Below are 26,046 nucleotides of genomic sequence, written 5' to 3'. Positions count from 1 at the left end.
CAGACGCGGGCGTCAGTGATGCAGGATCTTCGACAGGAAGTCCTTGGCGCGGTCGCTGCGCGGGTTGCTGAAGAACTGGTCGGGCGTGGCCTGTTCGACGATCTTGCCATCGGCCATGAAGACGACCCGGTTGGCGGCGGAGCGGGCGAAGCCCATCTCGTGGGTGACGACGACCATCGTCATGCCCTCGGCCGCGAGCTGCTGCATGACCTCCAGCACCTCGTTGATCATCTCCGGGTCCAGCGCCGAGGTGGGCTCGTCGAAGAGCATCACCTTCGGGTCCATCGCCAGCGCGCGGGCGATCGCGACGCGCTGCTGCTGGCCGCCCGACAGCTGCGCCGGGTACTTGTCGGCCTGCGAGCCCACGCCCACCCGGTCCAGCAGCGACTTCGCCTTCTCCAGCGCGGCCGCCTGCTCCGTCTTGCGGACCTTGAGCTGGCCCAGCATCACGTTCTGCAGCACCGTCTTGTGCGCGAACAGGTTGAACGACTGGAAGACCATGCCCACATCGGCACGCAGCCGGGCCAGTTCCCTGCCCTCGGCGGGCAGTTCCCTGCCGTCGACCGTGATGGTGCCCGAGTCGATCGTCTCCAGCCGGTTGATGGTCCTGCACAGCGTGGACTTGCCCGATCCCGAGGGACCGATCACCACGACGACCTCACCGCGGGCAATGCTCAGATCGATGTCCTGAAGCACGTGCAGCGCGCCGAAGTGCTTGTTGACGTTGCTCAGTACGACCAGGCCGTCCGCGGCACCGGCCGCGTCCTGCACGTCCTTGGTCACTGATACTCCGCTCATCGGCTTCTTGCTCCGTCCTCCGTCGGTTGGGAGGACAGTAGTGAGCGGGCGAGCACAGCGTCACCACATCTGAGGGAATATTGAGGATAACGATCCGGCCTCGCGCCGATACGCTCCGTGCGCGACGGCCGCCCGGAGCCGCCGTCCCCGTACCGTCCTCGTACCGGGTGAATAACAGAAGACGCGCCGGACCGGAACCCCCTTGACGTGGGAGTCTCCATGGGCGTGGATGCAGGGTGCCCGTAATACATCCAGGAATCCGGGAGAGCCGGGAAGGGAGGACGCCGTGAGACTGCTGCTCGTCGAGGACGACGATCACGTCGCCGCCGCGCTGTCGGCGATCCTCGCCCGTCACGGCTTCCAGGTGACCCACGCCCGCAACGGCGAAGAGGCCCTCCAGGCGCTGCTGCCGGCCGGCGCCCCGCCCTTCGGCGTGGTCCTGCTCGACCTCGGCCTGCCCGACCAGGACGGTTACGAGGTCTGCGGCAAGATCCGCAAGCGCACCGCGACGCCCGTCATCATGGTCACCGCCCGGGCCGACGTGCGCTCGCGCATCCACGGCCTGAACATGGGCGCCGACGACTACGTGGTCAAGCCCTACGACACCGGCGAACTCCTCGCCCGCATCCACGCCGTCGCCCGCCGCACCGGCGTCTCCGAGGAGGCCGCCGCCACCGGCACCGGCACCCCGGCCCTGGTGCGGTTCGGGCCCGTCACCGTCGAGCTGCCCACCCGCCGGGTCAGCGTGAACGGCACCGACGTGCCGCTGACCCGCAAGGAGTTCGACCTGCTCGCCCTGCTCGCGCAGCGGCCCGGCGTGGTCTTCCGGCGCGAGCAGATCATCAGCGAGGTGTGGCGCACCAGCTGGGAGGGCACCGGCCGGACCCTTGAGGTGCACGTCGCCTCGCTGCGCTCCAAGCTGGGCATGCCCGCCCTCATCGAGACCGTCCGCGGGGTGGGCTACCGGCTCGTCACCCCGGCCGCGCGCTAGCGGGCCCGTCGTGCGCGCCCGGCTGCTCCCCCTCCTCGTCGTCCTCATGGCCGGGGTGCTGCTCGCGCTCGGCTTCCCGCTCGCCGTCAGCCTGGCCGCCGCCCAGCAGCAGAAGGTGGTCGTCGACCGGATCGACGACAGCGCCCGCTTCGCCGCCCTCGCCCAGTTCGTCATCGACGCCGAGGGCTCCAAGTCCACCGGCGCCGACGAGCGCCGCGAGACCCTCCAGCTGGAACTGGCCCGCTACCAGGAGCTGTACGGGATCCGCGTCGGCATCTTCTACCGCGACGACAACGCCATGGTCCGCGCCCCCGGCTGGTGGCAGCTCCCCGAGACCGGGGAGGGCCGCACCGCCTTCGACGAGGCCCTCGCCGGGCGCCGCAGCCACGACCCCGGCCAGGTGTGGCCCTGGCAGACCCACGGCAGGCTCCTCGTGGTCTCCCCGGTCGTCCTCGACGGCGACGTCGTCGCCGTCGTCGCCACCGAATCACCCACCGACCAGATGCGCGGCAGGATCCTGCGCGGCTGGCTGATCATCGCCGGCGGACTCTCCGCCGCCATGCTGGCCGCCTTCGGCGCCGCCCTCCGGCTCACCAGCTGGGTCCTCAAGCCCGTCGGCACCCTCGACGCGGCCGCCCACGGCATCGCCACCGGCCGGATGAACTCCCGCGTCGCCGCCGCCGGCGGCCCCCCGGAACTGCGCCGCCTGGCCCGTTCGTTCAACGAGATGGCCGACAACGTCGAAGAGGTACTGGAGCAGCAGCGGGCGTTCGTCGCGGACGCCTCCCACCAGCTGCGCAACCCGCTCGCCGCGCTGCTCCTGCGCATCGAGCTGCTCGCCCTCGAACTGCCCGAGGGCAACGAGGAGATCGCCTCCGTGCGCACCGAGGGCAAGCGCCTCGCCCAGGTCCTGGACGACCTCCTCGACCTGGCGCTGGCCGAGCACGCCTCCGCCGAGATCAGCCTCACCGACATCGGCGCCCTGGCCGCCGAGCGGGTCGCGGCCTGGCGGCCGTACGCCGAGGAGAAGGGCGTACGGCTCACCGGGGCCGGCCGGAGCGCCGTCACCGGCTGGGCCGACCCGATCGCCCTGTCCAGCGCCCTCGACGCCGTGATCGACAACGCCCTGAAGTTCACGCCGCAGGGCGAGGAGGTGCAGGTCTCGGTCAGCGCCGAGGGGCGCAGCGCGCTCGTCGTCGTCGCCGACCGGGGGCCCGGGCTGACCGAGGAGGAGCTGCTGCGCGTCGGCGACCGCTTCTGGCGCAGCGGCCGTCACCAGAACGTCAAGGGCTCCGGGCTCGGCCTGTCCATCTCCCGGGCCCTGCTCGCCTCGGGCGGCGGAACCCTGTCCTACGCGGCGAACCCGCCGCACGGGCTGCGGGTCACGGTGGCCGTCCCGCGCACCGACCCCCACGCCGGCTGACCCGGCTCACCAGCGCAGGGCGGTTCGGGCCGGCGCCGAGACGGCGTACACCTCGTCGACGGTTCGCAGCTCGAAGGCGGCCGCCCGTTCGGCGCCCGCGCGGGTGACGGACGGGAGGTGGAGGGCGGTCCCGCAGGTGCCGGCCAGGAAGCGGCGGGTGCCGTCGGGGAGGAGGCGGTGGAGCTCGTAGTGCCGGACCGGGCCGGCTGCCCGGTCCGCCCGGCCCCAGGTGAGGCGCAGCTCGGCTGCCGGGCCCCGGCGGGCCGCGGCGGCCACCCTCAGGTGCGGGGGCCGGGCCGGGGGCCGCCGCGCGGTGGTGTCGCGTACGGTCAGGGCCCCGAGGCGCCAGGACGCCGCCGCCGTCCCGGGTCCGGTGATCCGTACGGCCAGGGCGTACGCGGTCTTCCCGGCCAGCGTCGCGAGGGGGACGCGGGAGGTCCGCCAGCCGGGGGCGCCGCCGTCCGCCGCCGGGGCCGGCAGCCAGGTGTACGGCACCGCGGCGCCGGGCGAGGGGGCCTCGCGGGTCGCGACGCCGAACTCGACCGAGACCCCGCCGGTATGGACCAGCTCCGCGACCGCCGTGCGGGGCAGCGGCAGCCGGGTGGCGTGCAGGCCGACGGTGACGGGGGCGGCGCCGACACCGGAGACGAGCAGGCTGGAGCCGCCGCGCCAGGCGTCGGCGAAGTCCAGGGTGATCGCCGGCCGCGCCCCGGCGGTGTCGACCGCCCAGCGGCGGCCGGGCAGCCGGTCCTGGAGGCCGAGGTGGTTCCAGGGCGCGTCGGAGGTGACCGCGCCCCCCTGGTACCAGCGCAGGCCGTGCCCGGAGTTGAAGGAGCAGCCGAAGGGCAGCGCGCTCACGGTGGACCGGTCCGCCACCGCCGTGGCCGGGGCCCGCCACCCGCCGGACGGGGGCTCGGGCGCGGGCCGCGCCGGGTCCAGGGAGGCGCCCGTCCAGAACAGGTCGTCCGCGTGGTGGAAGGCGCCCGGCGAGCGGTCGGCGAGGTGGTCGCGGGTCCACTCGGGGCGGTAGAGGCCGAGGCTCACGACGTGGTCCCGGTCCCGGGGCACGATCGCGTCCCAGGGCACCGGCGCGTCCCAGCCGCGGGACTCCGTGTCCACGGCCGCCCACAGCTCGTGGCGGGAGCGCCCGAGCCGCTCGGCGAGCGCGCCCGAGTCCGCGAGGGTCCGGGCACTCCAGCGGAAGTCCACGAAGAAGGTGTCCGCGACCTTGCCCGAACGGTCCTCGTAGAACTCCTGGTTGAGGGGGTTCAGGGCGCCCTGCCAGCCCACCCGGCCGGTGCTGTTCATGGCGTCGTACCAGGTGGTGCGCAGTCCGTGCGGGGCGCCGGCCGTCCGCAGGGCGTGCAGGAACTCCCGCATGCGGGTGGCCAGTCCGCTGTCGCCGCCGTCCGTCTCGGCGTTGACGAACCAGCCGTCGAACCCGTACGTACGGGCCACCTCGACGAGTTTCTCCGCGAGCGGGAAGCGGCCCGCCGGATCCCGCCGGACCAGGTCGCGGGTCCACTGGAGGTCGCCGCCGTACGCGACGGGCGGCAGGAAGACGTTGCCGAGGACCGGGACGCCGTTGCGGTGGGCGGCGTCCACCACGGGCGCGTTCGGGGCGAGCACGATGCCCTCTCCGGCGGAGCCGCCCCAGAAGACCAGTTCGTCGAGGTACGCCCAGTGCGTGAGGGCGTAGTAGTCGGCGGTCGCCGAGCCCTGGGAGGGGTTGAGCGAGGTCGGCCCGAAGGAGACCAGCGAGGCGATCCGCGCCTGCCCGGCCCGGGCGGTGCGGTTCGCCGGGACCGGGGTGAAGCGCGGGGCGAGCGGCACGGAGGCGGTGTTGTAGGGCAGGTCCGGATCGGTCTCGGGGCTCCAGGCGGCGAGCGACCGCCATACGATGCCGGGCCCCGGGGTGCCCGGGGGCAGGGAGTCGGGGAACCAGTACGAGGCGTACGGGGTGAGGGTGGCGGCGGTCGGAGTTGGGGCCGCCGCGGCGGGGTGGGGGAGCGCGGCCGCCCCGAGCCCGGCGGCGCCGGCGGCGAGGACCGCGCGGCGGGCCGGCCGCGGTGAGGGGGGAGTGGTGCGCGGGGCGGCGCCGTGGCCGGACTCGGACATGCGGGGCTCCTCACGAGGGGGAAGGGGGGCTCACAGGCGGGGCGCGGGCGGCTCAGGGGCGGATCACGTCGGGTACGCGCAGCACCTCGGTGATGCCGCGCGCGGCGAGCCGGGCCGGGTCCCCGGCGTCCTCCTCCAGCACCACCGCCGGGCGCACCCCCCGGCCCGCCAGCACGGCCCAGGCTTCGAAGAAGGCACCGCCCGGGGCGCAGACGGCCCGGCCGGGGGCCGGGTCGGCGAGGCCTGCGGGGTCGGCGGGGTGCGGGTCGGCGCCGGGGCCGGCCGTGGGCAGGGCGAGTGCGGTGGACCGTGCGGCCGGGCGGTGTTCCCGGCCGCGCCAGGCCGCGGCGATCCGGGCGACGGCGGCGCCGGCGGGCTTGGTCCGGCGGTCGTTGGTGAGCAGGCCGAGGCCGTACTCCAGCTCCGGGAAGTCCGCCAGGTCCCGGGACACGTCGTGCGAGCACCACCAGGTCACGCCCCACAGGTCCGGGCAGTCCAGCGCGGCGGCCAGGGTGGTCTCCGCGAACTCCGCCGCGTGTTCGGGCCCGATCAGCGGCGCGGGCGCCCCGACCTCCTGGAGCCACACCGGGCGGTGCGGGTCCAGGGCCCAGGCCTTGGCCAGCTCGATCAGGTACGCGGCATGGTGCCCGGTGGCCGTCCCGGTGCGGCCGTGGCGCTGGGCGGTGCCGTTGAACACCCACGCGTGCACGGCGGTGGCCCCGCCGAGGCGGGCCGCCTGGGCGGGGGTGAAGGGGTGCCCGTCCCGGAACCAGACGGCGTCGTACTCGGCGTGCAGGTGCAGGCGGCCCGGGGCGCCCCGTTCGCAGGCGGCGAGCATCCGCTCCAGCCAGCGGGCCGCCCGGGCCGGGGTGATCCGGTCGGGGTCGGGGTGGGGGCCGTCGGAGAACTGGTTGATCTCGTTGCCGACGGTCATGCCGAGGAAGTTCGGCCGGTCGGCGAGGGCGGCGGCCAGCGTGCGCAGGTACTCCTCCTGCGCGGCCACCACGTCCGGATCGTCGAAAATGTTGCGCCGGTGCCAGGTGCGGGTCCAGGCGGGCAGGAAGTCGAAGCTCGACAAGTGGCCCTGCAGACCGTCCACGTTGACGTCGAGTCCGCGCTCGGCGGCCGCGTCGGCGAGCGCGACGAGCTGCTCGACGGCGCGCGGCCGGATCAGGGTGCGGTTCGGCTGGAACACCGGCCAGAGCGGGAAGACGCGTACGTGGTCCAGGCCGAGCGCGGCGACGGAGTCGAGGTCGGCCCGCACCACGTCGAGGTCGAAGTCCAGCCAGTGGTGGAACCAGCCCCGGGTCGGGGTGTAATTCGCGCCGAAGCGGAGGGTGCGCGGGGTCTGGTGCATGAAAGGTCCCGGAGTTTCGGGGGAATTCACCGGACGCGCATAACCTGCCGGGCCGCGCGAGAGGAGTCAACAGGGCCTCCACTGGGGCGCTTCGGTCCCGCCGACGGCGGCGGCCCGGGCGTGGGGGCGGAGAAACTAATGCGGTTTAGCTCCGGGCGCCGGGCGGTCGTGTACGGTCCGGCCAACGCAGTCCGCGTCGCCCAGGGATGAGGCAGGGATGGCCCGCAGACCCACCATCAAGGACATCGCGCGCCGGGCTGGGGTCTCGGAAAGCGCCGTCTCCTTCGCGCTCAACGGCCGCCCCGGCGTCTCCGAGCACACGCGCGGCCGGATCCGCCGGGTCGCCGAGGAACTCGGATGGCAGCCCAACAGCGCCGCCCGCGCCCTGTCCGGCGAACGCGCCGGCGCCGTCGGGCTGGTCCTGGCCCGCCCCGCGCACACCCTCGGCGTCGAGTCCTTCTTCCTCCAGCTCGTCTCCGGCATACAGGAAGTGCTCGCGGCGGGCCGGACCGCCCTGCTCTTCCAGGTGGTCGAGGACATCGACGCCGAGTGCGCGGTGTACCGCCGGTGGTGGGCCGAACGCCGCGTGGACGGGGTCCTGGTCGTCGACCCGCGGACGAGCGACCCGCGCCCGGAGCTGCTCGCCGCACTGGGCCTGCCGGCGGTGCTGATCGGCGGGACGGGCACGGAAGCGGGCACGGCCGCACCCGGGGGAAGGTCCGGGGCCGCCGACCAGGCTGGGGCCGTCTCCGCCCGCGCAGCCGTGTCGTGTGTCTGGGCCGATGACTCCCGGGCCATGGCCGAGGTGCTCGGTCATCTGCACGGGCTCGGTCACCGCCGCATCGTGCACATCGCCGGCCTCGCCGGTCTCTCCCACACCGCCCGCCGCATCGCCTCCCTGCGGGCCGAGGCGGCGCGGCTCGGGCCGGCCGCCGGGCGGGTGCGGTCCGTGACCACCGACTACTCCGACACCGAGGGCGCCGCCGCCACCCGGCGGGTCCTCGCCGAGCCCGAGCCGCCGACCGCCCTCGTCTACGACAACGACGTGATGGCGGTGGCGGGCAGCGCGGTCGCCGCCGAACTCGGCATCCCCGTGCCCGGCCGGCTCTCGATCGTGGCCTGGGACGACTCCGCCCTGTGCCGGGTCACCCACCCCCGGCTGACCGCCCTGGTCCGCGACACCGCCGGGTTCGGCCGGCTCGCGGCCGAGGAACTCCTCGCCCTGCTCGCCGGAAACCCGCCCCGGGCCCGGGAGAGCGAGCTGCCCCGGCTCGAACCCCGCGAGAGTACGGCGCCGCCCCCGGCCGCATACTGAAATCCGACCCCTCACAGGAGCGCCCACGTGACCAGCCCCACCTCAGCCCTCCCCGTCCCGCGCGAGGCCGCCCCGGCCGGCGGTCCGACCGTGGCGATCGACATCGGCGGCACGAAGATCGCCGGGGCGCTGGTCCACCCCGACGGCGCCATGACCGCCACCACCCGGCGCCCGACCCCGCGCGGCGCCGGCGCCGAGGCGGTCATGGCGGCGGTCGCCGAGGTCGTCGCCGACCTGTCGCGGGACCCGCTGTGGGAGCGGGCCGTCCGGTGCGGCATCGGCAGCGCCGGCCCGGTCGACACCGCGCGGGGCACGGTGAGCCCGGTCAACATCGGCGCCTGGCGGGGCTTCCCCGTCCAGGAGCGGATCACCGCCGAACTGCACGCGCGCGGCGCCCGGATCCCGGCCGTCCTGGCGGGCGACGGGGTCGCCATGACGGCCGCCGAGCACTGGCTCGGCGCGGCCCGGGGGCACGCGAACGCCCTCTGCATGGTGGTCTCCACCGGCGTCGGCGGCGGCCTGATCCTGAACAACCAGCTCCACCCCGGCCCCACCGGCAACGCCGGTCACATCGGCCACATCAGCGTCGCCTTCGACGGGGAGCCCTGCGTCTGCGGAGGCCGCGGCTGCGTCGAATCCCTCGCCTCGGGCACCGCCATCGCCCGCTGGGCCAGGGAGCACGGCTGGACCGGCCCCGACCCGTCGGCGGCGGGCGTCGCCGCCTGCGCCGCAGCCGGCGATCCGGTCGCCGTGGCCGCCTTCGACCGGGCCGGCCGGGCCCTCGCCGCAGCCATCGCGGCCACCGCCACCCTGACCGAGACCGACATCGCCGTCATCGGGGGCGGGGTCGCCGCCAGCGGGGACACCCTCTTCGAGCCGATCCGGCGGCACCTGGCCTCGTACGCGGCCCTGTCCTTCGTCCGCGACCTCCAGGTCGTCCCGGCCGCCCTCGGCACCCACGCCGGCCTGATCGGCGCGGCCGCCGCCGCGATGACACTGCTCCCGGACGGCGCCGCCCGGACCTGAGCCCCGGCCCGCCGGGAGGCCCTACGGCTTGACCGAGCGGTAGTAGCGCCGGGCTCCCTCGTGCAGGTCCAGCGGGTCCGTGTAGATCGCCGTCCGCAGGTCCACCAGCTGCGCCGCGTGCACCACGTGCCCGATCCGGTCGCGGCTGAGGATCACGGTCCGGGTGAACTGCTCCGTCAGCCGCTCCCCGGTGTCCTCGCGGGTCACCAGCAGGTTCGGCACCGCCACCGTCGCCACCGCGGCCGTGTTGCGCGCCCGGGCGTACGCGTCCTGCGGCATCACCGCCGCCCGGTAGTAGCGGGCCGGGCTGCCGCTGCCCTGGAGGGCTTCCACCAGGTCGCCCAGCTGCACGAGCCGGATCTCGAACCGCTCCGACAGCTCGCGCACCGCGGTCGTCGGCAGCCCGCCCGACCAGAAGAAGGCGTCGATCCGGCCCGCCTCCAGCTCCGCCGGCATGGTGTCGATGCCGATCGCGACCGGGGTGATGTCCCGCGTCGGGTTCAGCTTCGCCGCCGTCAGCATCCGGTCCGAGATCAGCCGGACCCCGGAACCGGCCTGGCCCACCGCGACCCGCTTGCCGCGCAGGTCGCGCGCCGACTGCACCGGGGAGCCCGCGGGCACCACCAGCTGTACGTAGTCGTCGTAGAGCCGCGCGACCCCGCGCAGCCGGGTGGAGCCCGGCTTGCCGTCGAGCCGGTACTTGGACACCGCGTCCGCCGTCGCCACCGTGAAGTCCGCCTCACCGGCGGCGACCCGCTGGAGGTTCTGCTGCGAGCCCTCGCTGGGCTCCAGATGGACCGTGACGCCCGGCAGGTCGGTGGCGAGGGCCTGCTCCAGCAGCTCCCCGTACCGGTGGTAGACGCCGTTACGCACCCCCGTGCTGAAGGTCAGGTCGCCCGTCACCTCCGGCTCCGCGAACGGCTTCAGCCACGCCAGCAGCCCCGCGAGCACCGCCAGCACGGCGACGCCGGCCAGCAGGGCACGGCGCCGGGCGGTTCGGGTGGTCAGGAGGGGCATGGCGGCGATCCTGCCACCCGCCCGCCGCCTTGTCACGGCGGTACCGGCCGCCCCGGACGCGGCCCTGCGCGCGGACGGAGCGCCCGCGCGAACGGAGGGCCGCCGGGTACCGCCTACCCTTGTCGTATGACCAGCAGCAGCGACCGGAGCCCGGCAGTGGACCTTAAGGGAACTTACGAGGTGCGCACCTACGGGTGCCAGATGAACGTGCACGACTCCGAGCGGCTCTCCGGTCTGCTGGAGGACGCGGGCTACGTCCGCGCGCCCGAGGGCTCCGACGGCGACGCCGACGTCGTGGTCTTCAACACCTGCGCCGTCCGCGAGAACGCCGACAACAAGCTGTACGGCAACCTCGGCCGGCTCGCTCCCATGAAGACCAAGCGCCCCGGCATGCAGATCGCCGTCGGCGGCTGCCTGGCGCAGAAGGACCGCGACACGATCGTGAAGCGGGCCCCCTGGGTCGACGTGGTCTTCGGCACGCACAACATCGGCAAACTGCCGGTCCTGCTGGAGCGCGCCCGCGTCCAGGAGGAGGCGCAGGTCGAGATCGCCGAGTCGCTGGAGGCCTTCCCCTCCACGCTGCCCACCCGCCGCGAGTCCGCGTACGCGGCCTGGGTCTCGATCTCCGTCGGCTGCAACAACACCTGCACCTTCTGCATCGTCCCGGCGCTGCGCGGCAAGGAGGAGGACCGCCGGCCCGGCGACATCCTCGCCGAGGTGGAGGCACTGGTCGCCGAGGGCGTCTCGGAGATCACCCTGCTCGGCCAGAACGTCAACGCGTACGGCTCCGACCTGGGCGACCGCGAGGCCTTCTCGAAGCTGCTGCGCGCCTGCGGGGCCATCGAGGGCCTGGAGCGGGTCCGCTTCACCTCCCCGCACCCGCGCGACTTCACCGACGACGTGATCGCGGCGATGGCCGAGACCCCGAACGTGATGCCGCAGCTGCACATGCCGCTCCAGTCCGGCTCGGACCCCATCCTCAAGGCGATGCGCCGGTCCTACCGGCAGGAGCGCTTCCTCGGGATCATCGAGAAGGTGCGCGCCGCCATCCCGCACGCCGCGATCTCCACCGACATCATCGTCGGCTTCCCCGGCGAGACGGAGGAGGACTTCCAGCAGACCATGCACGTGGTGCGCGAGGCCCGCTTCGCGAACGCCTTCACCTTCCAGTACTCCAAGCGCCCCGGCACCCCGGCCGCCGACATGGAGGGGCAGATCCCCAAGGAGGTCGTCCAGGACCGCTACATGCGCCTGGTCGCCCTCCAGGAGGAGATCTCCTGGGAGGAGAACAAGAAGCAGGTCGGCCGCACCCTGGAGGTCATGGTCGCCGAGGGCGAGGGCCGCAAGGACGGCGCCACCCACCGGCTGTCCGGGCGCGCCGCCGACAACCGCCTGGTGCACTTCACGCAGCCGGAGCAGGAGGTCCGCCCCGGTGACGTGGTCACCGTGGACATCACCTACGCCGCCCCGCACCACCTGCTGGCCGAGGGGCCGACCCTCTCGGTGCGGCGCACCCGCGCCGGGGACGCCTGGGAGAAGCGCAACGCCGCCCCGGCGCAGCCCGCCGGCGTCATGCTGGGCATCCCGACCCTGGGTGTCCCGGCCCCGCTGCCCGTCGCCACGTCGGGCTGCGCGATCCCGTCCGCCTGAGACCGCTCCCGCCCGCCACACCGGCGGAGCCGTGCCGGGCTCCGTACGAGCCGAGCCCGGACGGCCCCGGCCGGGCCCTGCCGTAGCGCCGTCGGCGGCTATAGGCTGCGGATCATGCTCGTAGCCGCCGCCGTCTGTCCCGCACCGCCGCTCCTCGTGCCGGAGGTCGCCGCGGGCGCCGCCGCCGAGCTGGACGGCGCCCGTACCGCCTGCTCCGACGCCCTCGCCGTGCTCGCCGCCTCCCGGCCCGACCTGCTGGTCGTGGCCGGGCCCGCCGGGGCCGGCCACCTCGGGGCCTACCCGTCGGGCTCCCGGGGCGGCTTCCACGGCTTCGGCGTCGAGGCCGCCGTCCGGCTCGGCGCGGGCGAGGAGGGGCCGCGCGTGCTTCCCGCCCCGCTCGCCGTGGGCGCCTGGCTGCTGGACCGCGCCGGCTGGGGCGCCGCCCCCGTCGAGGGGCTCGGTGTGGCCGAGGACGCCGCGCCCGAGGAGTGCCTGCGCACCGGCCGGGAGCTCGCCGCGCGCGACGCGCGGGTCGCCCTGCTCGTCATGGGCGACGGCAGCGCCTGCCGCACCCTGAAGGCCCCCGGTTACCTCGACGACCGCGCCGCCGCCTTCGACGCCGCCGCCGCCCGCGCCCTGGGCGCCGCCGACACCACGGCTCTGGCCGCGCTCGACCCGGCTCTCGCCGCCGAGCTGCTGGCCGCCGGACGCGCCCCCTGGCAGGTCCTCGCGGGCGCCGCCGAGGGCGCGGGCCTCGACGGCCGGCTGCTGTACGAGGACGCCCCGTACGGCGTCGGTTACTTCGTGGCCGCCTGGTCCTGATCCGGCCCGGCCCGGGACACGACGAAGGGGCGCGGCACCGGGTGGTCCCGGTCCCGCGCCCCTTTCCGTACAGCGCGTCAGGAAGCGGCGGGCGGCGTCGGCGCCGCCGGCGGCGTCGGCCCGCCGGGACCCTGCGCCGGCCCGTCCTGCGTGCCCTCGGGCCCGCCCGGGGCGTCCTTGTGCGCGATCTTGCCCAGGGCGTCCTTCGCCTTGTCCGTTCCCGTCGTGATCCGGTCGCTGTACTTGCCGTGGGTCTTGGAGTCCACGGCCTTGGCGACCTTGTCCAGACCCTCGCCGATCCTGCCCTCGTGCTGCTGCGCGAGGTCACCGACCTTGTCCTTGGCCGGAGCGAGCTTGGCCTTGAGATTGTCCAGCAGACCCATGGGTCACCTTTCGATGGCGGTGGCTACTTCAGGGCGCCCTCGCCGGTCTCGCTGTCGGCGGCTGCCTCCGCCGACTGCTGCTTCGGAATCTCCACGGCCTCCGCCGCCGGAGCCTGCGCCGCGGCCTCCGCAGCCGTCCCGGCGTCGGCCCCGGCCTCCTCGGCCGTGGACTCCGACTCCGCCGTCACGGCCGCGGCCGCCGAATCCTCGGTCGCGGCCTCGTCCTTGCGACGAAGAAACCGACTGAAAACACCCATGTCTGCTCCCATAACGTTACTCGTGAGGGTGAAGTTCCGCCCGGTCCCGCCGGGCATCCGCCAGGCGTACGCCCGGCCCGAACCTCTTCAGGGCAACGACCCCCGCCCCACCCCGTCACCTCACCCGATCGGGTACATGCCGTTCGGTTTGCGAGACTGTTCAGGTGAGCAAAGCAGCCCCCGCCCCGCGGGTCATCGCCGTCGTCGGTCCCACCGCGGCCGGAAAGTCCGATCTGGGCGTCGCCCTGGCCCGCCACTTCGACGGCGAGGTCGTCAACGCCGACTCCATGCAGCTCTACCGGGGGATGGACATCGGAACCGCGAAGCTGACGACCGAGGAACGCGAGGGAGTCCCGCACCACCTCCTCGACGTCTGGGACGTCACCGAGACCGCCAGCGTCGCCGAGTACCAGCGCCTCGCCCGCGCCGAGATCGACCGGCTGCTCGCCGCGGGCCGCACCCCGGTCCTCGTCGGCGGCTCCGGCCTCTACGTCCGCGGCGCCCTCGACGCCATGGAGTTCCCCGGCACCGACCCCGAGGTCCGGGCCCGGCTGGAGGAGGAGGCCACGCTGCGCGGCCCCGGCGCCCTGCACGCCCGCCTCGCCGCCGCCGACCCGGCCGCCGCCGCCGCGATCCTGCCCAGCAACGGCCGCCGCATCGTGCGCGCCCTGGAGGTCATCGAGATCACCGGACGGCCCTTCACCGCCAACCTCCCCGGCCACGACTCCGTCTACGACACGGTCCAGATCGGCGTCGACGTGGCCCGGCCCGAGCTCGACGTGCGGATCGCGACGCGCGTGGACCGCATGTGGGAGGCCGGGCTGGTGGACGAGGTCCGCGCCCTGGAGGCCCGGGGCCTGCGCGAGGGCGTCACCGCCTCCCGCGCCCTCGGCTACCAGCAGGTCCTTGCCGCCCTCGCGGGGCAGTGCACCGAAGAGGAGGCCAGGGCCGAGACCGTACGGGCCACCAAGCGCTTCGCCCGCCGCCAGGACTCCTGGTTCCGCCGCGACCCCCGAGTCCACTGGCTCAGCGGCGCCGCCGCCGACCGCGGGGAACTCGCCGGACTCGCGCAGTCGTTGGTCGAACGAGCGGTTACAGCCTGATCACGTGATGGCATCGGGACGCCCCGCGCGCCCGTCCGGAGCCCGGGAGCGTGCCATCATCAAACTTCTGAACAGTGGCGTACGAAGTCCGAGTGGGGAGGGCGCGTGGCGATGGAGGCCGGCCCTCGTGACACCGGGCGGGACGACACCAGGCAGGAAGCGGACCCGATGCTTCTCGGCGGCCCGGCAAGCCCGGCGAACACCGCAGGCCCCGGCGCGCCGGGCGGGTCCACCGGGGCCGACGTGCCGGTCCCCCCGGACGCGGCCGACGGCCTCGGCCTGCCTGCCGACCCCGCGCGCCTGACCCCCGACGGCCCCGACGCCCCCGAGCCCGGCGCCGAGGCCACCGGCCCCGCCGTCGAGGTCGAGCTGCGTCCCCAGCGGCGCCTGAGGCTCTGGCAGATCGCCCCCATCGTCATGCTGGCCGCCGCCGGATCGCTGATGTTCGCCTTCCCCCTCGCCTTCGAGTTCGGGGACGGGGGCGCCGTCGTCGCCATGCTCGGCTTCCTCATCAGCTGCTGCGCGGGCGGCTGGGGCATGATGGCCGCGCGCCGCGTCGGCTACACCTGGCCCGGGCTGCCGCCGCGCGGCAGCGGCCGCCGCCCCGACTGGCGCATGGCCGGGCTGTACGCGCTGGTCGCGCTGGCCGTCGTAGCACTCGCCGTGTACCGGGTGGCCCGGCTGCGCTAGCCGGCCCCGCCGGCCGGGCAGGGGCCGCTGACACCGCGCTGACCTGCTCCGACCGGTTCGCGGCGGGCTCGGTACCATGGGCGGGTGACGCACACCACCCTCTCCTTCCTCAAGGGTCACGGGACCGAGAACGACTTCGTGATCATCCCCGACCCCGGCAACGCCATCGAGCTGCCCGCGAGCGCCGTCGCCGCCCTGTGCGACCGCCGCGCCGGCATCGGCGCCGACGGTGTGCTGCACGTGGTGCGCTCCGCCGCCCACCCCGAGGCCGCGCACCTCGCGGACGAGGCCGAATGGTTCATGGACTACCGCAACAGCGACGGCTCCATCGCCGAGATGTGCGGCAACGGCGTGCGCGTCTTCGCCCGCTACCTCCAGCACGCCGGTCACGTCGAGCCCGGCGACCTCGCCGTGGCCACCCGGGGCGGCGTCAAGCGGGTCCACCTCGACAAGAGCGGTGACGTCACCGTCTCCATGGGCCGCGCCGAGCTCCCCGAGGGCGAGGTCACGGTCTCGGTCGGCGAGCGCAGCTGGCCCGCGCGCAACGTGAACATGGGGAACCCGCACGCGGTGGCGTTCGTTGAAAGCCTCGACCACGCCGGCACCCTGTACAGCCCGCCGCCGTTCAGCCCGGCCTCCGCCTACCCCACCGGGGTCAACGTCGAGTTCGTCGTCGACCGCGGCCCCCGGCACGTCGCCATGCGCGTCCACGAGCGCGGCTCCGGCGAGACCCGCTCCTGCGGCACCGGCGCCTGCGCCGTCGCCGTGGCGGCCATCCGCCGTGACGGCGCCGACCCCGCCGTCACGGGCGAGCCGGCCACCTACACCGTGGACCTGCCCGGTGGCACCCTCGTCATCACCGAACACCCCGACGGGCGGATCGACATGACCGGACCCGCCGTCATCGTGGCCTCCGGGGAGTTCGAGGCGGCCTGGCTGACCGAAACGGCTTTCGCCTGAAGATTCCCTCTCATGGGTGATCCGTTTCACGCTGAGCGAGAGGTGGACTGCGCCACGTGGTGGGGTCGGTAACATCAGGCACCGGCCCTGAGGGCTCACCCCATGCCCGCCACCGCCGGTCGAAGCCGTCGGAGGTGCCCATGAGTGCAGAGGCCACGAACCCCGAAGCACATGCCGAAGTGCGCCCTGAGTTGCGCAGACGTGGTCGGACCAGGCTCGATCTGCGCCGCCTGGGGCGGGCCGCGCTGCTCGGGCCCGCGTCCCGCGACCGGCTGCCGGACGCGATCGGACACGTAGCAGAAGCGCACCGCGCCCACCATCCGGACGCCGATCTGTCCCTCCTGCGCCGGGCCTACCTCCTCGCGGAGACCTCCCACCGCGGTCAGATGCGCAAAAGCGGTGAGCCGTACATCACACATCCGCTCGCCGTCACGCTCATCCTGGCCGAACTCGGCGCCGAGACCACGACCTTGACGGCCTCTCTGCTGCACGACACCGTCGAGGACACGGACGTGACCCTCGATCAGGTCCGCGAGGAGTTCGGCGACGAGGTCTGCTTCATCGTCGACGGCGTCACCAAGGTCGAGAAGATCGACTACGGCGCCGCCGCCGAGCCGGAGACCTTCCGCAAGATGCTCGTCGCCACCGGCAACGACGTCCGCGTGATGTCCATCAAGCTCGCCGACCGGCTCCACAACATGCGCACCCTCGGCGTGATGCGCCCCGAGAAACAGGCCCGCATCGCCAAGGTCACCCGTGACGTCCTGATCCCCCTCGCCGAACGGCTCGGCGTCCAGGCCCTCAAGACCGAGCTCGAAGACCTCGTCTTCGCGATCCTGCACCCCGAGGAGTACGAGGCCACCCGCGCGCTCATCGCCGCCCACGCCGGGGACGACCCGCTCCCCGCCATCGCCGACTCCGTGCGCGCCGTCCTGCGCGAGGCCGGCATCGCCGCCGAGGTACAGGTGCGGCCGCGGCACTTCGTCTCCGTCCACCGCATCTCCCGTACGCGCGGCGAACTGCGCGGCTCCGACCTCGGCCGCATCCTCGTCCTCGTCGCCGAGAACGCCGACTGCTACGGGGTCCTCGGCGAGCTGCACACCTGCTTCACGCCGGTCGTCTCCGAGTTCAAGGACTTCGTCGCCGCCCCGAAGTTCAACCTCTACCAGTCCCTCCACACCGCCGTCGCCGTCCCCGAGGGATACGTCGCCGAGGTGATCGTCCGCACCCGCCAGATGCACCGGGTCGCCGAGGCGGGCGTCGTCGCCCTCGGCAACCCGTACACCACCGGGGAGGGCGCCGACAGCGACGAGGAGCGCGTCGACCCCACCCGCCCCGGCTGGCTCTCCCGGCTCCTGGACTGGCAGCAGTCCGCGCCGGACCCCGACACCTTCTGGAGCGTGCTGCGCGCGGAGCTGGCGCAGGACCGCGAGATCACCGTGTTCCGCGAGGACGGGGCCACCAGCGGCACCATCAGCCTGCCGGCCGGCGCCAGCTGTATCGACGCCGCCTACGCGCAGTACGGCGAGGCGGCCCACGGCTGTATCGGCGCCCGGGTCAACGGGCGCCTCACCTCCCTGTCCGCCCCGCTCTGCGACGGGGACACCGTCCAGCTGCTCCTCGCGCACGACGCCTCCTCCGGGCCCGGCGCCGACTGGCTGGAGCACGCCAGGACCCCCGCCGCGCGGATCGCCATCAGCAGCTGGCTCGCGGCCCACCCCGACGGCGCGGGCCCCGCCACCGCCGTCCCCCGGGCACCGCTGTCCGTGACCGGGCTGCGGGGCGGCGGGGGCAACGCCGTCGTGGACCTGCCCGACGCCCACGTACGGCTCGCCGGCTGCTGCACGCCGGTGCCGCCGGACGCGGTCGCCGGGTTCGTCGTACGGGGCGGGGCGGTCACCGTGCACCGCGTGCACTGTCCGGCCGTCGCCCAGATGCGTTCCGTGGGGCGCACCTCGGTCGCCGTGCACTGGCGGGCCACCGCGGACTGCCGCGTCACCCTGCTCGCCGAATCGTTCGGCCGCCCGCACCTGCTGGCCGACCTGACCGAGGCCATCGCCCGGCAGGGGGTCGAGGTGGTGTCCGCGACCGTGGAGCCGCCGGTCGAGCAGCGGGTCCGGCACTCCTACACGCTGCAACTGCCCGACGCGACGGGACTGCCCGCCCTGATGCGGGCGATGCGGGACGTGCCGGGCGTGTACGACGTCAGCAGGGCTTAGGGATTCCGGGGGCTTACGGGGTTACGGGGCTTACGGGGGTCTGCGGCTTTCGGGATCGGTGGCGTGCGGCGGGCGGGGGCGTACGCCGGGGGCGTGCGTAGGCCGGTGCGGCGCCGGGGCGACACGTTCGGGTGGCCCCGTCGCGCGTCGCCCACGGGCGTCCGGCGGGCGCTGGTAAGCGATGGTGGATGCAGCTCTCCTCCCCGCGCCTGCGCGCCGCCCTGCTGGCGGCAGCCTCCCTCACCCTCGTCGCCGCCGTGCTGCCCCCGCCGAAGCCGCTCGGCATCGGCGACCGGCTGTTCCCGGAGCTCGGCAACCCGGGGTACGACGTCCTCACGTACGACCTGTCCTTCACGTACAAGGACAACAGCAGCCCCCTCGACGCGGTGACCGTGATCGAAGCCCGCGCCCTGGAGCCGCTGGAGCGGATCAATCTGGACTTCACCAACGGAACGGTCGCCTCCGCCGAGGTCAACGGGGAACCCGCGCGGTTCGAGAGCGCCGGGGAGGACCTCGTACTCACCCCCGCGCACGCCGTGGCCGCCGGCACGCCGTTGCGCATCACCGTCCGGCACACCAGCGACCCGCGCGGCCGCTCCGACGGCGGCTGGGTGCCCACCGACGACGGCCTGGCCATGGCCAACCAGGCCGACGCCGCCCACCGCGTCTTCCCCTGCAACGACCACCCCGCCGACAAGGCGTACTTCACCTTCCACGTCACCGCGCCCGACGGGATGACGGCCGTGGCCAACGGAGTGCCCAGCGCCCTCCCGGCCGCCCGCATCGGCGGTGCGGGCGGCGCGACGGTGTGGACGTACAAGACCCTGCACCCCATGGCCACCGAGCTGGCCCAGGTCTCGGTCGGCCGCTCCGCCGTCGTGCACCGCACCGGGCCGCACGGACTCCCGCTGCGCGACGTCGTGCCCGCAGCCGACCGCGAGCGGCTGGAGCCGTGGCTCGCCAGGACCGCCGGGCAGATCGAGTGGATGGAGCAGCGGGTCGGGCGCTACCCCTTCGAGAACTACGGCGTGCTCATCGCCCGCGCGAAGACCGGCTTCGAGCTGGAGACGCAGACCCTCTCGCTCTTCGAGCACAGCCTGTTCGCGGGGGAGGGCTACCCCGAGTGGTACGTGGAGTCCGTCATGGTCCACGAGCTGGCCCACCAGTGGTTCGGCGACAGCGTGGCCCCGCGGACCTGGTCCGACCTGTGGCTCAACGAAGGACACGCGACCTGGTACGAGGCCCTCTACGCGGACGGGCTCGGCACGTACTCCCTGGAGCGGCGCATGCGCGAGGCGTACCAGCGCTCGGACCAGTGGCGGGCCGCCGGCGGCCCCCCGGCGGCCCCCAAGGCGGCGGCTCCCGGCGAGAAGATCGGGCTGTTCCGCCCGGTCGTCTACGACGGCTCCGCGCTGATCCTCTACGCGCTGCGCCAGGAGGTCGGCGCCGAGGCCTTCGACCGCATCGAGCGGAGCTGGGTCGCCGAGCACCAGGACGGCGTGGCCGGCACCGACGACTTCGTACGCCTGGCCTCCCGCGAGGCCGGCCGCGACCTCGGGGCCTTCCTGGAGCCGTGGCTGTACGGGAAGACGACCCCGCCGATGCCGGGCCACCCGGAGTGGAGCGCCTCGGCGGCGTCGGCTCCGGCGCGCAAGTCTCCAGCGCGGAAGGCCCCGGCGACGAAGGTTCCGGCGCGTAAGGCCCCCGCGCAGGCCCCCGCGAAGGCCGCGGCCGGGAAGGGAGCGGCCGGGAAAACGGTATGACGGGCCGGGAACGGGCATGTCACCATCGACAGGGCCGGCCGCCCCGGGAATCACCGGGCGGGGTGACGCGTTGGACGTGACAGTGTTATGTCACGTGCGGCGGTACCTTTGGCCATAGCCGGCGCGGACGCCATCGAAACGACGTAAGGATCCAATGACCTCCTCTTCTTCCCCTTCCCAGGACCCGCGGGACGCGCAGGACGCGCGGGACCCGCAGAGCTTCACCGAGAGCCTTCGGGCCGATGCCCTGATGGAAGAGGACGTCGCCTGGAGCCACGAGATCGACGGAGAGCGGGACGGCGACCAGCTCGACCGCTCCGAGCGCGCGGCCCTGCGCCGTGTGGCCGGTCTCTCCACCGAGCTCGAAGACGTCACCGAGGTCGAGTACCGACAGCTCCGCCTGGAGCGCGTCGTACTCGTCGGCGTCTGGACCTCCGGGACCGTGCAGGACGCCGAGAACTCCCTCGCGGAGCTCGCGGCCCTCGCCGAGACCGCCGGCGCCCTCGTCCTCGACGGCGTCATGCAGCGTCGCGACAAGCCCGACCCGGCCACCTTCATCGGCTCCGGCAAGGCCCGCGAACTGCGCGACATCGTGCTGGAGAGCGGCGCCGACACCGTCGTCTGCGACGGCGAACTCAGCCCCGGCCAGCTCATCGCCCTCGAAGACGTCGTCAAGGTCAAGGTGGTCGACCGGACCGCTCTGATCCTCGACATCTTCGCCCAGCACGCCAAGTCCCGCGAGGGCAAGGCGCAGGTCGCACTCGCGCAGATGCAGTACATGCTGCCGCGCCTGCGCGGCTGGGGTCAGTCGCTGTCCCGGCAGATGGGTGGCGGCGGCGGTGGCGGCATGGCCACCCGAGGCCCCGGTGAGACCAAGATCGAGACCGACCGGCGCCGCATCCGCGAGAAGATGGCGAAGATGCGCCGGGAGATCGCCGAGATGAAGACCGGCCGCGACATCAAGCGGCAGGAACGGCGCCGCAACAAGGTGCCCTCGGTCGCCATCGCCGGCTACACCAACGCCGGCAAGTCCTCCCTGCTCAACCGCCTCACCGGCGCGGGCGTGCTGGTGGAGAACGCGCTGTTCGCCACCCTCGACCCGACCGTGCGCCGCGCCGAGACCCCCTCCGGCCGGGTCTACACCCTGGCCGACACGGTGGGCTTCGTCCGGCACCTGCCCCACCACCTCGTCGAGGCGTTCCGCTCCACGATGGAGGAGGTCGGCGACTCCGACCTCATCCTGCACATCGTGGACGGCTCCCACCCGGCGCCGGAGGAGCAGCTGGCGGCCGTACGGGAGGTGATCCGCGAGGTCGGCGCCGTGAACGTGCCCGAGATCGTGGTCATCAACAAGGCGGACGCCGCCGACCCGCTCGTCCTCCAGCGGCTGCTGCGCATCGAACGGCACTCCATCGCCGTCTCGGCGCGCACCGGCCAGGGCATCGAGGAACTCCTCGCGCTCATCGACACCGAGCTGCCGCGGCCCGAGGTCGAGGTGGAGGCCCTGGTGCCGTACACGCACGGCTCGCTGATCGCCCGGGCGCACGCCGAGGGCGAGGTCATCTCCGAGGAGCACACCCCGGAGGGCACCCTGCTGAAGGCCCGGGTCCACCAGGAACTGGCGGCGGACCTGGCACCGTACGTTCCCGCCACGCGGTAGGCGGCGGACGGCACGGCGACGCCGTACGACATGACCGAGGGCCCCTCGCCTGTGCGAGGGGCCCTCGGTCATGTCAGGGGACTTCGTGAACGGGACTACGCGGACCGGGACTACGTGAACGGGCCTACATGGATCGGGCCTACATGCATCGGGCCTACGTGGACCGGGCCTACTTGAACTTGCCGCTCACCGCGCTGTAGATGCCCTTCGCCTCCGGACCCAGCCGCGGTCCGGCCAGCCAGCCCGCCTTGACGGGGCCGATCGAGGTGTTCGACACCAGCGCCGGCTTGCCGTCGGCGCCCGCCGCGACCCAGCCGCCGCCGGAGGAACCGCCGGTCATCGTGCAGCCGATGCGGTACATCACCGGGTCCGCCGGCGTCAGCGCCAGCCGGCCCGGCTTGTCCGCGCACTGGTACGCCTTCTGCCCGTCGAACGGGGCCGCCGCCGGGTAGCCCGTCGCCGTGATGCTCGCGACCTTCGGCACCGCCGGGGCGTTGAACTCCACCGGGAGCGCCGAACCGACCGTCTCCTCCAGCGACTTGCCGCCACCCTTCTCCGGGGTCACGTGCAGCACCGCGAAGTCGTACGGGGCGCCCGCGCCGCCCGTCGGGCCGCCCGTTGCGATCCACTGGTCCGAGGTCTGCGCCCAGTCGCTCCACCACACGCCGTACGGGGCCACCTGCTCGCGCGGCGCGCCCTTGAGCTCGGCGGCCGGCCGGCCCGCGTTGTTGTAGGAGGGGACGAAGGCGATGTTGCGGTACCAGCCGCCGGCCTTGCCCGCGTGCACGCAATGGCCCGCCGTCCAGACCAGGTTGGACTTGCCCGGATGCGCCGGGTCCTTCACCACCGTCGCGGAGCAGACCATCGAGCCCTCGGGGCCGTCGAAGAAGACCTTGCCGGACGCCGGCACGCTCCCGTGGTACGGCGCGGCGGCCGCCTTGGCCGGCACCGGGGCCGGAGCCGGGTCGGTGACGCCCTGGTCCTTGCCCGCGTCCGGGTCGACCGACGGGCGCTGCGGCTGCTCCGCGTCACGCATCCGCTCCGGGTCCCAGAGGCCGTCGATGATGGGGTTGACGTAGTCGCCGGCCTCCCGGAGCCAGTCCTCCCTCTTCCAGTTCTTCCACGCGCCCCCCTTCCACTTCTCCATGTCGAACCCGTGCTGCTTGAGCTTGTCCTTCAGCTCCTGCGGGATCTTGATGCCGTCGACGGCGCCGGACGGCGGGGGCGCGGCCACGGTCGGCTTGGCGTCGCCGCCGGCCTCGTCGTCGCCGGGCCCGCACGCCGTGGCGGTCAGCGCGAGCGCGGCGACGCACAGGATGGCGGTGACCGGTCGGATCGGTCGCATGTGGATAAGTCCCCCTGGTATTTCGAGGTTTGCGTCTTCGGTGTGTTCGGTGTGTTCGGTGTGCTCGGTGAGCTCGGTGTGTTCGGTGTTGCTCCGGGGCGGATCGCCGCACCCCACTATGCCGCCGTGGTGGAGGACGGCCGCCTCCGGGTCGGTGGTTCCGGTCTCCTCCGGCTCGTCGGAAGCCGGCGGTCAAGGATCTTCCGTCGACCCGTGATCCTCCGCCGTCACCGTCGTTGGTACGTACGGGGGATGGAACAGCAGCGTTCATGTTCGACACGCAATCCGGAAGAGCATCCCGTGCGGGAGGACCGACAGTCGTGGCCTTGACCGATCCGACCGCAGCCGAGGCGCAGATCCCACCGCACGTTCCGCCGCCCGTCCCCCCGGTCCCCCCGCAGGTTCCGCCGCAGGGCGGCCGGGGGCCCGTCGCGGCCGAGGGCATCCTGCGCCGGCAGGCGCTGCGCGAGTCCGCCGCGCGGACCTACGCCCGCTCCCTGCCCATCGTCCCGGTGCGCGCCCGGGGGCTGACGATCGAGGGCGCCGACGGCAGGCGCTACCTGGACTGCCTCTCCGGTGCGGGCACCCTCGCCCTCGGGCACAACCACCCGGTCGTCCTCGAAGCCATCCGCGGGGTCCTCGACTCCGGGGCTCCGCTGCACGTCCTGGACCTGGCGACCCCGGTCAAGGACGCGTTCACCACCGAGCTGTTCGCGAACCTGCCGCCGGCGCTGGCGGCCGACGCCCGCGTGCAGTTCTGCGGGCCCGCCGGGACGGACGCGGTCGAGGCGGCGCTGAAACTGGTCCGCACCGCCACCGGGCGCTCCGGGCTGCTGGCCTTCACCGGGGCCTACCACGGCATGACCGCCGGAGCCCTGGACGCCTCCGGCGGCGCCACCGACGTCCGCGTGACCCGGCTGCCGTACCCGCAGGACCACCGCTGCCCCTTCGGCATCGGCGGGGCCGAGGGCGCGCGACTCGCCGCCCACTGGACCGAGATCCTCCTCGACGACCCCAAGGGCGGCGTCTGCGCGCCCGCCGGGATGATCGTGGAACCCGTCCAGGGCGAGGGCGGCGTACACCCCGCCCCCGACGCCTGGCTGCGCCGGATGCGGGAGATCACCGCCGCCCGGGGCATCCCGCTGATCGCCGACGAGGTACAGACCGGGGTCGGGCGTACCGGCGCCTTCTGGGGGGTCGACCACGCGGGCGTGGTGCCGGACGTGATGGTGCTGTCCAAGGCCATCGGGGGCAGTCTGCCGCTCGCCGTCATCGTCTACCGGGCCGAGCTGGACGTATGGGCCCCCGGAGCCCATGCCGGAACGTTCCGCGGCAACCAGCTGGCCATGGCGGCGGGCACCGCCACCCTCGCCTACGTCCGCCGCAACGGGCTGGCCGAGCGGGCGGCCACCCTCGGGGAGCGGATGCTCGCCGCCCTGCGCGGCCTCGCCGCCGAGCAGCCCTGTGTGGGGGACGTACGCGGGCGGGGCCTGATGATCGGCCTCGAACTCGTCGATCCCGCCACCGGGGACGCGGCCCCCGCCCTCGCGGCCGCCGTGCGGCAGGAGTGCCTGGACCGCGGCCTGATCGTGGAGCTCGGGGGCCGGTACTCCAGCGTCGTCCGCCTGCTGCCCCCGCTGACCCTGACCGACGAGCAGGCGGAGGCCGTCCTGGACCGCCTGGCCGACGCCCTCCCGGCCGCGGCCCGCCGCCCCCTCTGACCGCCCGAAGGACCCCCGATGCCCGACACCCCCCGCCCCCCGGCCGGCCCCCACACCCCCCTCCTCCAGCCCCTGCCCCCGACGACCCCCCTCTCCTCGCCCGCGACGCCCGCTGCTCCAGCCACCCCACCGGACCCGACCACGCCCCAGCCCCACGCCCCAACCCCGACGGTCGCCCCCAGTGCAGCCGCCGCCCCGTCGGAGCCGCCCCCCGAGCAGCCGGACAAGATTCCGTCTCGCACCCCGACCCCGGGGTCGGATGCCCGGACGCCCGCCGACGCCCTCCGGGCCGCCGCCAAGCCCGAGCTGGCTACGGTTCCGGCCCATGCCCCGGCCCTGGCGCCGGATGCCGAGATGCTGGCCGACGTTCTCCGGGCCGCCGCCCAGGCGCAGCCGGACGCGGATCCGTCCCACGCCCCGGCCCCGGGGTCGGATGCTCGGACGCCCGTCGGCGCTCTCCGGGACGCCGCCCCGCCACCGCCGGACGCGGATCCGGCCCGCACCCGGCCCCCCGGGCCCGACGTTCGGACGCCCGCCGACCTCCTCCGGGCCGCCGCCGAGCGCCAGCCGGATGTGGGTCCGCTTCACATGCGGGGCGTCCCGACGGCGGCCGTTGCTCCGCGCCGGGTGGTTGCCTTGGGGGCGACGGTCCCGAGCCCGCCTTCGATGTCGGGAGGACCGATGGACGCCGCTGCGGTCCGGGCGGCGTTTCTGGTGGAGGGGACTGCCTTCCTGACGCCCTGCGATGTGGGTGGGCAGCAGGACGTCGCCACCCCCACCGGAGGCGTCCTGCCGATGTGGGTCGCGCCGCAGCAGACGGCGGCTGCGGGCGAAGCGGAGGCACCCCGGCCGGGGTCGGCCCCGACATCCCCGCAGGGAGCCTTCCGGACGCTGCGCCCGGCTCCGCCGACACGCGGGGCGGTCGCGCACCAGGGCCACGCCCCGGCCATGAGCGACCCCGACCCCGCGCCGGGACCCGCCGCCGGTGGCCCCCTGGCTGCGGATGCCTCCCAGGCGCCGGTGGCCGGCCCCGCGACGCCCCCCGCCCCCCGCCCGGCCCCCGCGGAACCGATCCGCCCCGGGTGTGGCCCGACCCCGGACCCCGTGCCCCCGACTGCCGTCAGCTCCTCCCTCCCCGGATCCGCCGGTTCCGCCCAGCCGCCCCAGGGGGAACCGCCGGCGGACGGCCCCGCCCCGGGACCGGGGCACGCCGGACCCGGGGCCCGACCGGCCGGCGCGGCCACCCCCGGGACGCCGGCGGACGGCCGTACTCCGGCACTGAGGCACGCCGGACCCCGGGACCGACCGGCCGACGCAGCCGGCCCCGGGACGCCGGCGGACGGCCCCGCCCTGGGATCGGGGCAGACCGGATCCCGGGACCGACCGGCCGGCGCAGCCACCCCCGGGACGCCGGCGGACGGCCTCACC

Annotated in this window: 20 protein-coding genes; 13 read left to right on the top strand and 7 right to left on the bottom strand. The window is 74.5% G+C overall.

The features are described from left to right. Positions 1-12: 12 nt before the first annotated feature. A complete protein-coding gene (locus ACZ6ZT_RS13510; RefSeq protein ID WP_469718995.1) occupies positions 13-798 on the bottom strand; it encodes an amino acid ABC transporter ATP-binding protein in 786 nt (261 codons plus the stop codon). 286 nt (positions 799-1,084) lie between these two features. Here ACZ6ZT_RS13510 and ACZ6ZT_RS13505 point away from each other — a divergent pair, with 286 nt between their 5' ends. After that, complete coding sequence (locus ACZ6ZT_RS13505) at positions 1,085-1,789, top strand: response regulator transcription factor (protein ID WP_469718993.1); 705 nt, start codon at positions 1,085-1,087, stop codon at positions 1,787-1,789. Positions 1,790-1,799: 10 nt separating this feature from the next. After that, positions 1,800-3,212: a sensor histidine kinase gene (locus ACZ6ZT_RS13500; protein WP_469718991.1), complete on the top strand. Its 1,413-nt coding sequence runs from the start codon at positions 1,800-1,802 to the stop codon at positions 3,210-3,212. A gap of 6 nt (positions 3,213-3,218) precedes the next feature. Here ACZ6ZT_RS13500 and ACZ6ZT_RS13495 read toward each other — a convergent pair whose 3' ends face one another. Together ACZ6ZT_RS13495 and ACZ6ZT_RS13490 are read right to left on the bottom strand one after the other, a co-directional pair. Continuing rightward, positions 3,219-5,330, bottom strand: coding sequence for an endo-beta-N-acetylglucosaminidase (locus ACZ6ZT_RS13495; protein WP_469718989.1), 2,112 nt, complete (start codon positions 5,328-5,330; stop codon positions 3,219-3,221). Between the two features lie 52 nt (positions 5,331-5,382). Continuing rightward, on the bottom strand, positions 5,383-6,687 hold the full coding sequence (locus ACZ6ZT_RS13490; RefSeq protein WP_469718987.1) for a glycoside hydrolase 5 family protein: 1,305 nt from the start codon (positions 6,685-6,687) through the stop codon (positions 5,383-5,385). A gap of 217 nt (positions 6,688-6,904) precedes the next feature. Here ACZ6ZT_RS13490 and ACZ6ZT_RS13485 point away from each other — a divergent pair, with 217 nt between their 5' ends. Then, a complete protein-coding gene (locus tag ACZ6ZT_RS13485; protein WP_469718985.1) occupies positions 6,905-8,002 on the top strand; it encodes a LacI family DNA-binding transcriptional regulator in 1,098 nt (365 codons plus the stop codon). 90 nt (positions 8,003-8,092) lie between these two features. Next, positions 8,093-9,028: an ROK family protein gene (locus tag ACZ6ZT_RS13480; protein ID WP_469719080.1), complete on the top strand. Its 936-nt coding sequence runs from the start codon at positions 8,093-8,095 to the stop codon at positions 9,026-9,028. 21 nt (positions 9,029-9,049) lie between these two features. Here ACZ6ZT_RS13480 and ACZ6ZT_RS13475 read toward each other — a convergent pair whose 3' ends face one another. Continuing rightward, complete coding sequence (locus ACZ6ZT_RS13475; protein WP_469718983.1) at positions 9,050-10,045, bottom strand: TAXI family TRAP transporter solute-binding subunit; 996 nt, start codon at positions 10,043-10,045, stop codon at positions 9,050-9,052. A 126-nt stretch (positions 10,046-10,171) separates the two neighbouring features. On the opposite strand from ACZ6ZT_RS13475, the gene miaB reads away from it, so the two are divergent. Further along, the gene (gene miaB, locus ACZ6ZT_RS13470) at positions 10,172-11,695 is read left to right on the top strand and encodes a tRNA (N6-isopentenyl adenosine(37)-C2)-methylthiotransferase MiaB (RefSeq protein WP_469718980.1); all 1,524 of its coding nucleotides are present in this window, start codon (positions 10,172-10,174) and stop codon (positions 11,693-11,695) included. A 114-nt stretch (positions 11,696-11,809) separates the two neighbouring features. Beyond that, positions 11,810-12,517: a class III extradiol ring-cleavage dioxygenase family protein gene (locus ACZ6ZT_RS13465; protein ID WP_469718978.1), complete on the top strand. Its 708-nt coding sequence runs from the start codon at positions 11,810-11,812 to the stop codon at positions 12,515-12,517. A 77-nt stretch (positions 12,518-12,594) separates the two neighbouring features. Here the strand turns inward: ACZ6ZT_RS13465 and ACZ6ZT_RS13460 are convergent, their stop codons facing one another. Both ACZ6ZT_RS13460 and ACZ6ZT_RS13455 read right to left on the bottom strand, forming a co-directional pair. Next, positions 12,595-12,900, bottom strand: a complete 306-nt coding sequence (locus tag ACZ6ZT_RS13460) for an antitoxin (RefSeq protein ID WP_469718976.1) — start codon at positions 12,898-12,900, stop codon at positions 12,595-12,597. Between the two features lie 23 nt (positions 12,901-12,923). Further along, complete coding sequence (locus ACZ6ZT_RS13455; RefSeq protein ID WP_469718973.1) at positions 12,924-13,157, bottom strand: gliding motility protein; 234 nt, start codon at positions 13,155-13,157, stop codon at positions 12,924-12,926. Positions 13,158-13,321: 164 nt separating this feature from the next. Between ACZ6ZT_RS13455 and miaA the strand changes: the two genes are divergently transcribed. The 6 genes from miaA to hflX all read left to right on the top strand — a co-directional run bounded on the left by miaA (position 13,322) and on the right by hflX (position 21,552). Beyond that, complete coding sequence (gene miaA, locus ACZ6ZT_RS13450; RefSeq protein ID WP_469718970.1) at positions 13,322-14,260, top strand: tRNA (adenosine(37)-N6)-dimethylallyltransferase MiaA; 939 nt, start codon at positions 13,322-13,324, stop codon at positions 14,258-14,260. A gap of 111 nt (positions 14,261-14,371) precedes the next feature. After that, positions 14,372-14,950 (top strand): hypothetical protein, encoded by a 579-nt coding sequence (locus ACZ6ZT_RS13445; RefSeq protein WP_469719077.1) that lies wholly within the window; start codon positions 14,372-14,374, stop codon positions 14,948-14,950. Between the two features lie 84 nt (positions 14,951-15,034). Then, on the top strand, positions 15,035-15,910 hold the full coding sequence (gene dapF, locus ACZ6ZT_RS13440; RefSeq protein WP_469718967.1) for a diaminopimelate epimerase: 876 nt from the start codon (positions 15,035-15,037) through the stop codon (positions 15,908-15,910). A gap of 140 nt (positions 15,911-16,050) precedes the next feature. After that, complete coding sequence (locus ACZ6ZT_RS13435) at positions 16,051-18,129, top strand: RelA/SpoT family protein (RefSeq protein WP_469718965.1); 2,079 nt, start codon at positions 16,051-16,053, stop codon at positions 18,127-18,129. A gap of 188 nt (positions 18,130-18,317) precedes the next feature. After that, positions 18,318-19,892: a M1 family metallopeptidase gene (locus ACZ6ZT_RS13430; RefSeq protein ID WP_469718963.1), complete on the top strand. Its 1,575-nt coding sequence runs from the start codon at positions 18,318-18,320 to the stop codon at positions 19,890-19,892. Between the two features lie 154 nt (positions 19,893-20,046). After that, positions 20,047-21,552, top strand: coding sequence for a GTPase HflX (gene hflX / locus ACZ6ZT_RS13425; protein ID WP_469718961.1), 1,506 nt, complete (start codon positions 20,047-20,049; stop codon positions 21,550-21,552). 169 nt (positions 21,553-21,721) lie between these two features. Here the strand turns inward: hflX and ACZ6ZT_RS13420 are convergent, their stop codons facing one another. After that, a complete protein-coding gene (locus tag ACZ6ZT_RS13420) occupies positions 21,722-22,897 on the bottom strand; it encodes a trypsin-like serine peptidase (protein WP_469718959.1) in 1,176 nt (391 codons plus the stop codon). A 269-nt stretch (positions 22,898-23,166) separates the two neighbouring features. Here ACZ6ZT_RS13420 and ACZ6ZT_RS13415 point away from each other — a divergent pair, with 269 nt between their 5' ends. Then, the gene (locus tag ACZ6ZT_RS13415) at positions 23,167-24,618 is read left to right on the top strand and encodes a diaminobutyrate--2-oxoglutarate transaminase family protein (protein WP_469718957.1); all 1,452 of its coding nucleotides are present in this window, start codon (positions 23,167-23,169) and stop codon (positions 24,616-24,618) included. Positions 24,619-26,046 lie beyond the last annotated feature (1,428 nt).

It is taken from the genome of Streptomyces sp. NPDC102258 (genome assembly GCF_055584685.1).
The sequence above is the reverse complement of the archived record's forward strand: the minus strand, read 5'-3'. Positions and strand labels throughout refer to the sequence as shown.

Coding starts and splice junctions, on each gene's coding strand:
- ACZ6ZT_RS13475 (WP_469718983.1), bottom strand. CDS start 10,045: ATGCCCCTCCTGACCACCCGAACCGCCCGGCGCCGTGCCCTGCTGGCC.
- ACZ6ZT_RS13445 (WP_469719077.1), top strand. CDS start 14,372: ATGGAGGCCGGCCCTCGTGACACCGGGCGGGACGACACCAGGCAGGAA.
- ACZ6ZT_RS13510 (WP_469718995.1), bottom strand. CDS start 798: ATGAGCGGAGTATCAGTGACCAAGGACGTGCAGGACGCGGCCGGTGCC.
- ACZ6ZT_RS13420 (WP_469718959.1), bottom strand. CDS start 22,897: ATGCGACCGATCCGACCGGTCACCGCCATCCTGTGCGTCGCCGCGCTC.
- ACZ6ZT_RS13465 (WP_469718978.1), top strand. CDS start 11,810: ATGCTCGTAGCCGCCGCCGTCTGTCCCGCACCGCCGCTCCTCGTGCCG.
- ACZ6ZT_RS13490 (WP_469718987.1), bottom strand. CDS start 6,687: ATGCACCAGACCCCGCGCACCCTCCGCTTCGGCGCGAATTACACCCCG.
- ACZ6ZT_RS13455 (WP_469718973.1), bottom strand. CDS start 13,157: ATGGGTGTTTTCAGTCGGTTTCTTCGTCGCAAGGACGAGGCCGCGACC.
- ACZ6ZT_RS13415 (WP_469718957.1), top strand. CDS start 23,167: ATGTTCGACACGCAATCCGGAAGAGCATCCCGTGCGGGAGGACCGACA.
- ACZ6ZT_RS13460 (WP_469718976.1), bottom strand. CDS start 12,900: ATGGGTCTGCTGGACAATCTCAAGGCCAAGCTCGCTCCGGCCAAGGAC.
- ACZ6ZT_RS13430 (WP_469718963.1), top strand. CDS start 18,318: ATGCAGCTCTCCTCCCCGCGCCTGCGCGCCGCCCTGCTGGCGGCAGCC.
- ACZ6ZT_RS13435 (WP_469718965.1), top strand. CDS start 16,051: ATGAGTGCAGAGGCCACGAACCCCGAAGCACATGCCGAAGTGCGCCCT.
- ACZ6ZT_RS13485 (WP_469718985.1), top strand. CDS start 6,905: ATGGCCCGCAGACCCACCATCAAGGACATCGCGCGCCGGGCTGGGGTC.
- miaB (WP_469718980.1), top strand. CDS start 10,172: ATGACCAGCAGCAGCGACCGGAGCCCGGCAGTGGACCTTAAGGGAACT.
- ACZ6ZT_RS13495 (WP_469718989.1), bottom strand. CDS start 5,330: ATGTCCGAGTCCGGCCACGGCGCCGCCCCGCGCACCACTCCCCCCTCA.
- hflX (WP_469718961.1), top strand. CDS start 20,047: ATGACCTCCTCTTCTTCCCCTTCCCAGGACCCGCGGGACGCGCAGGAC.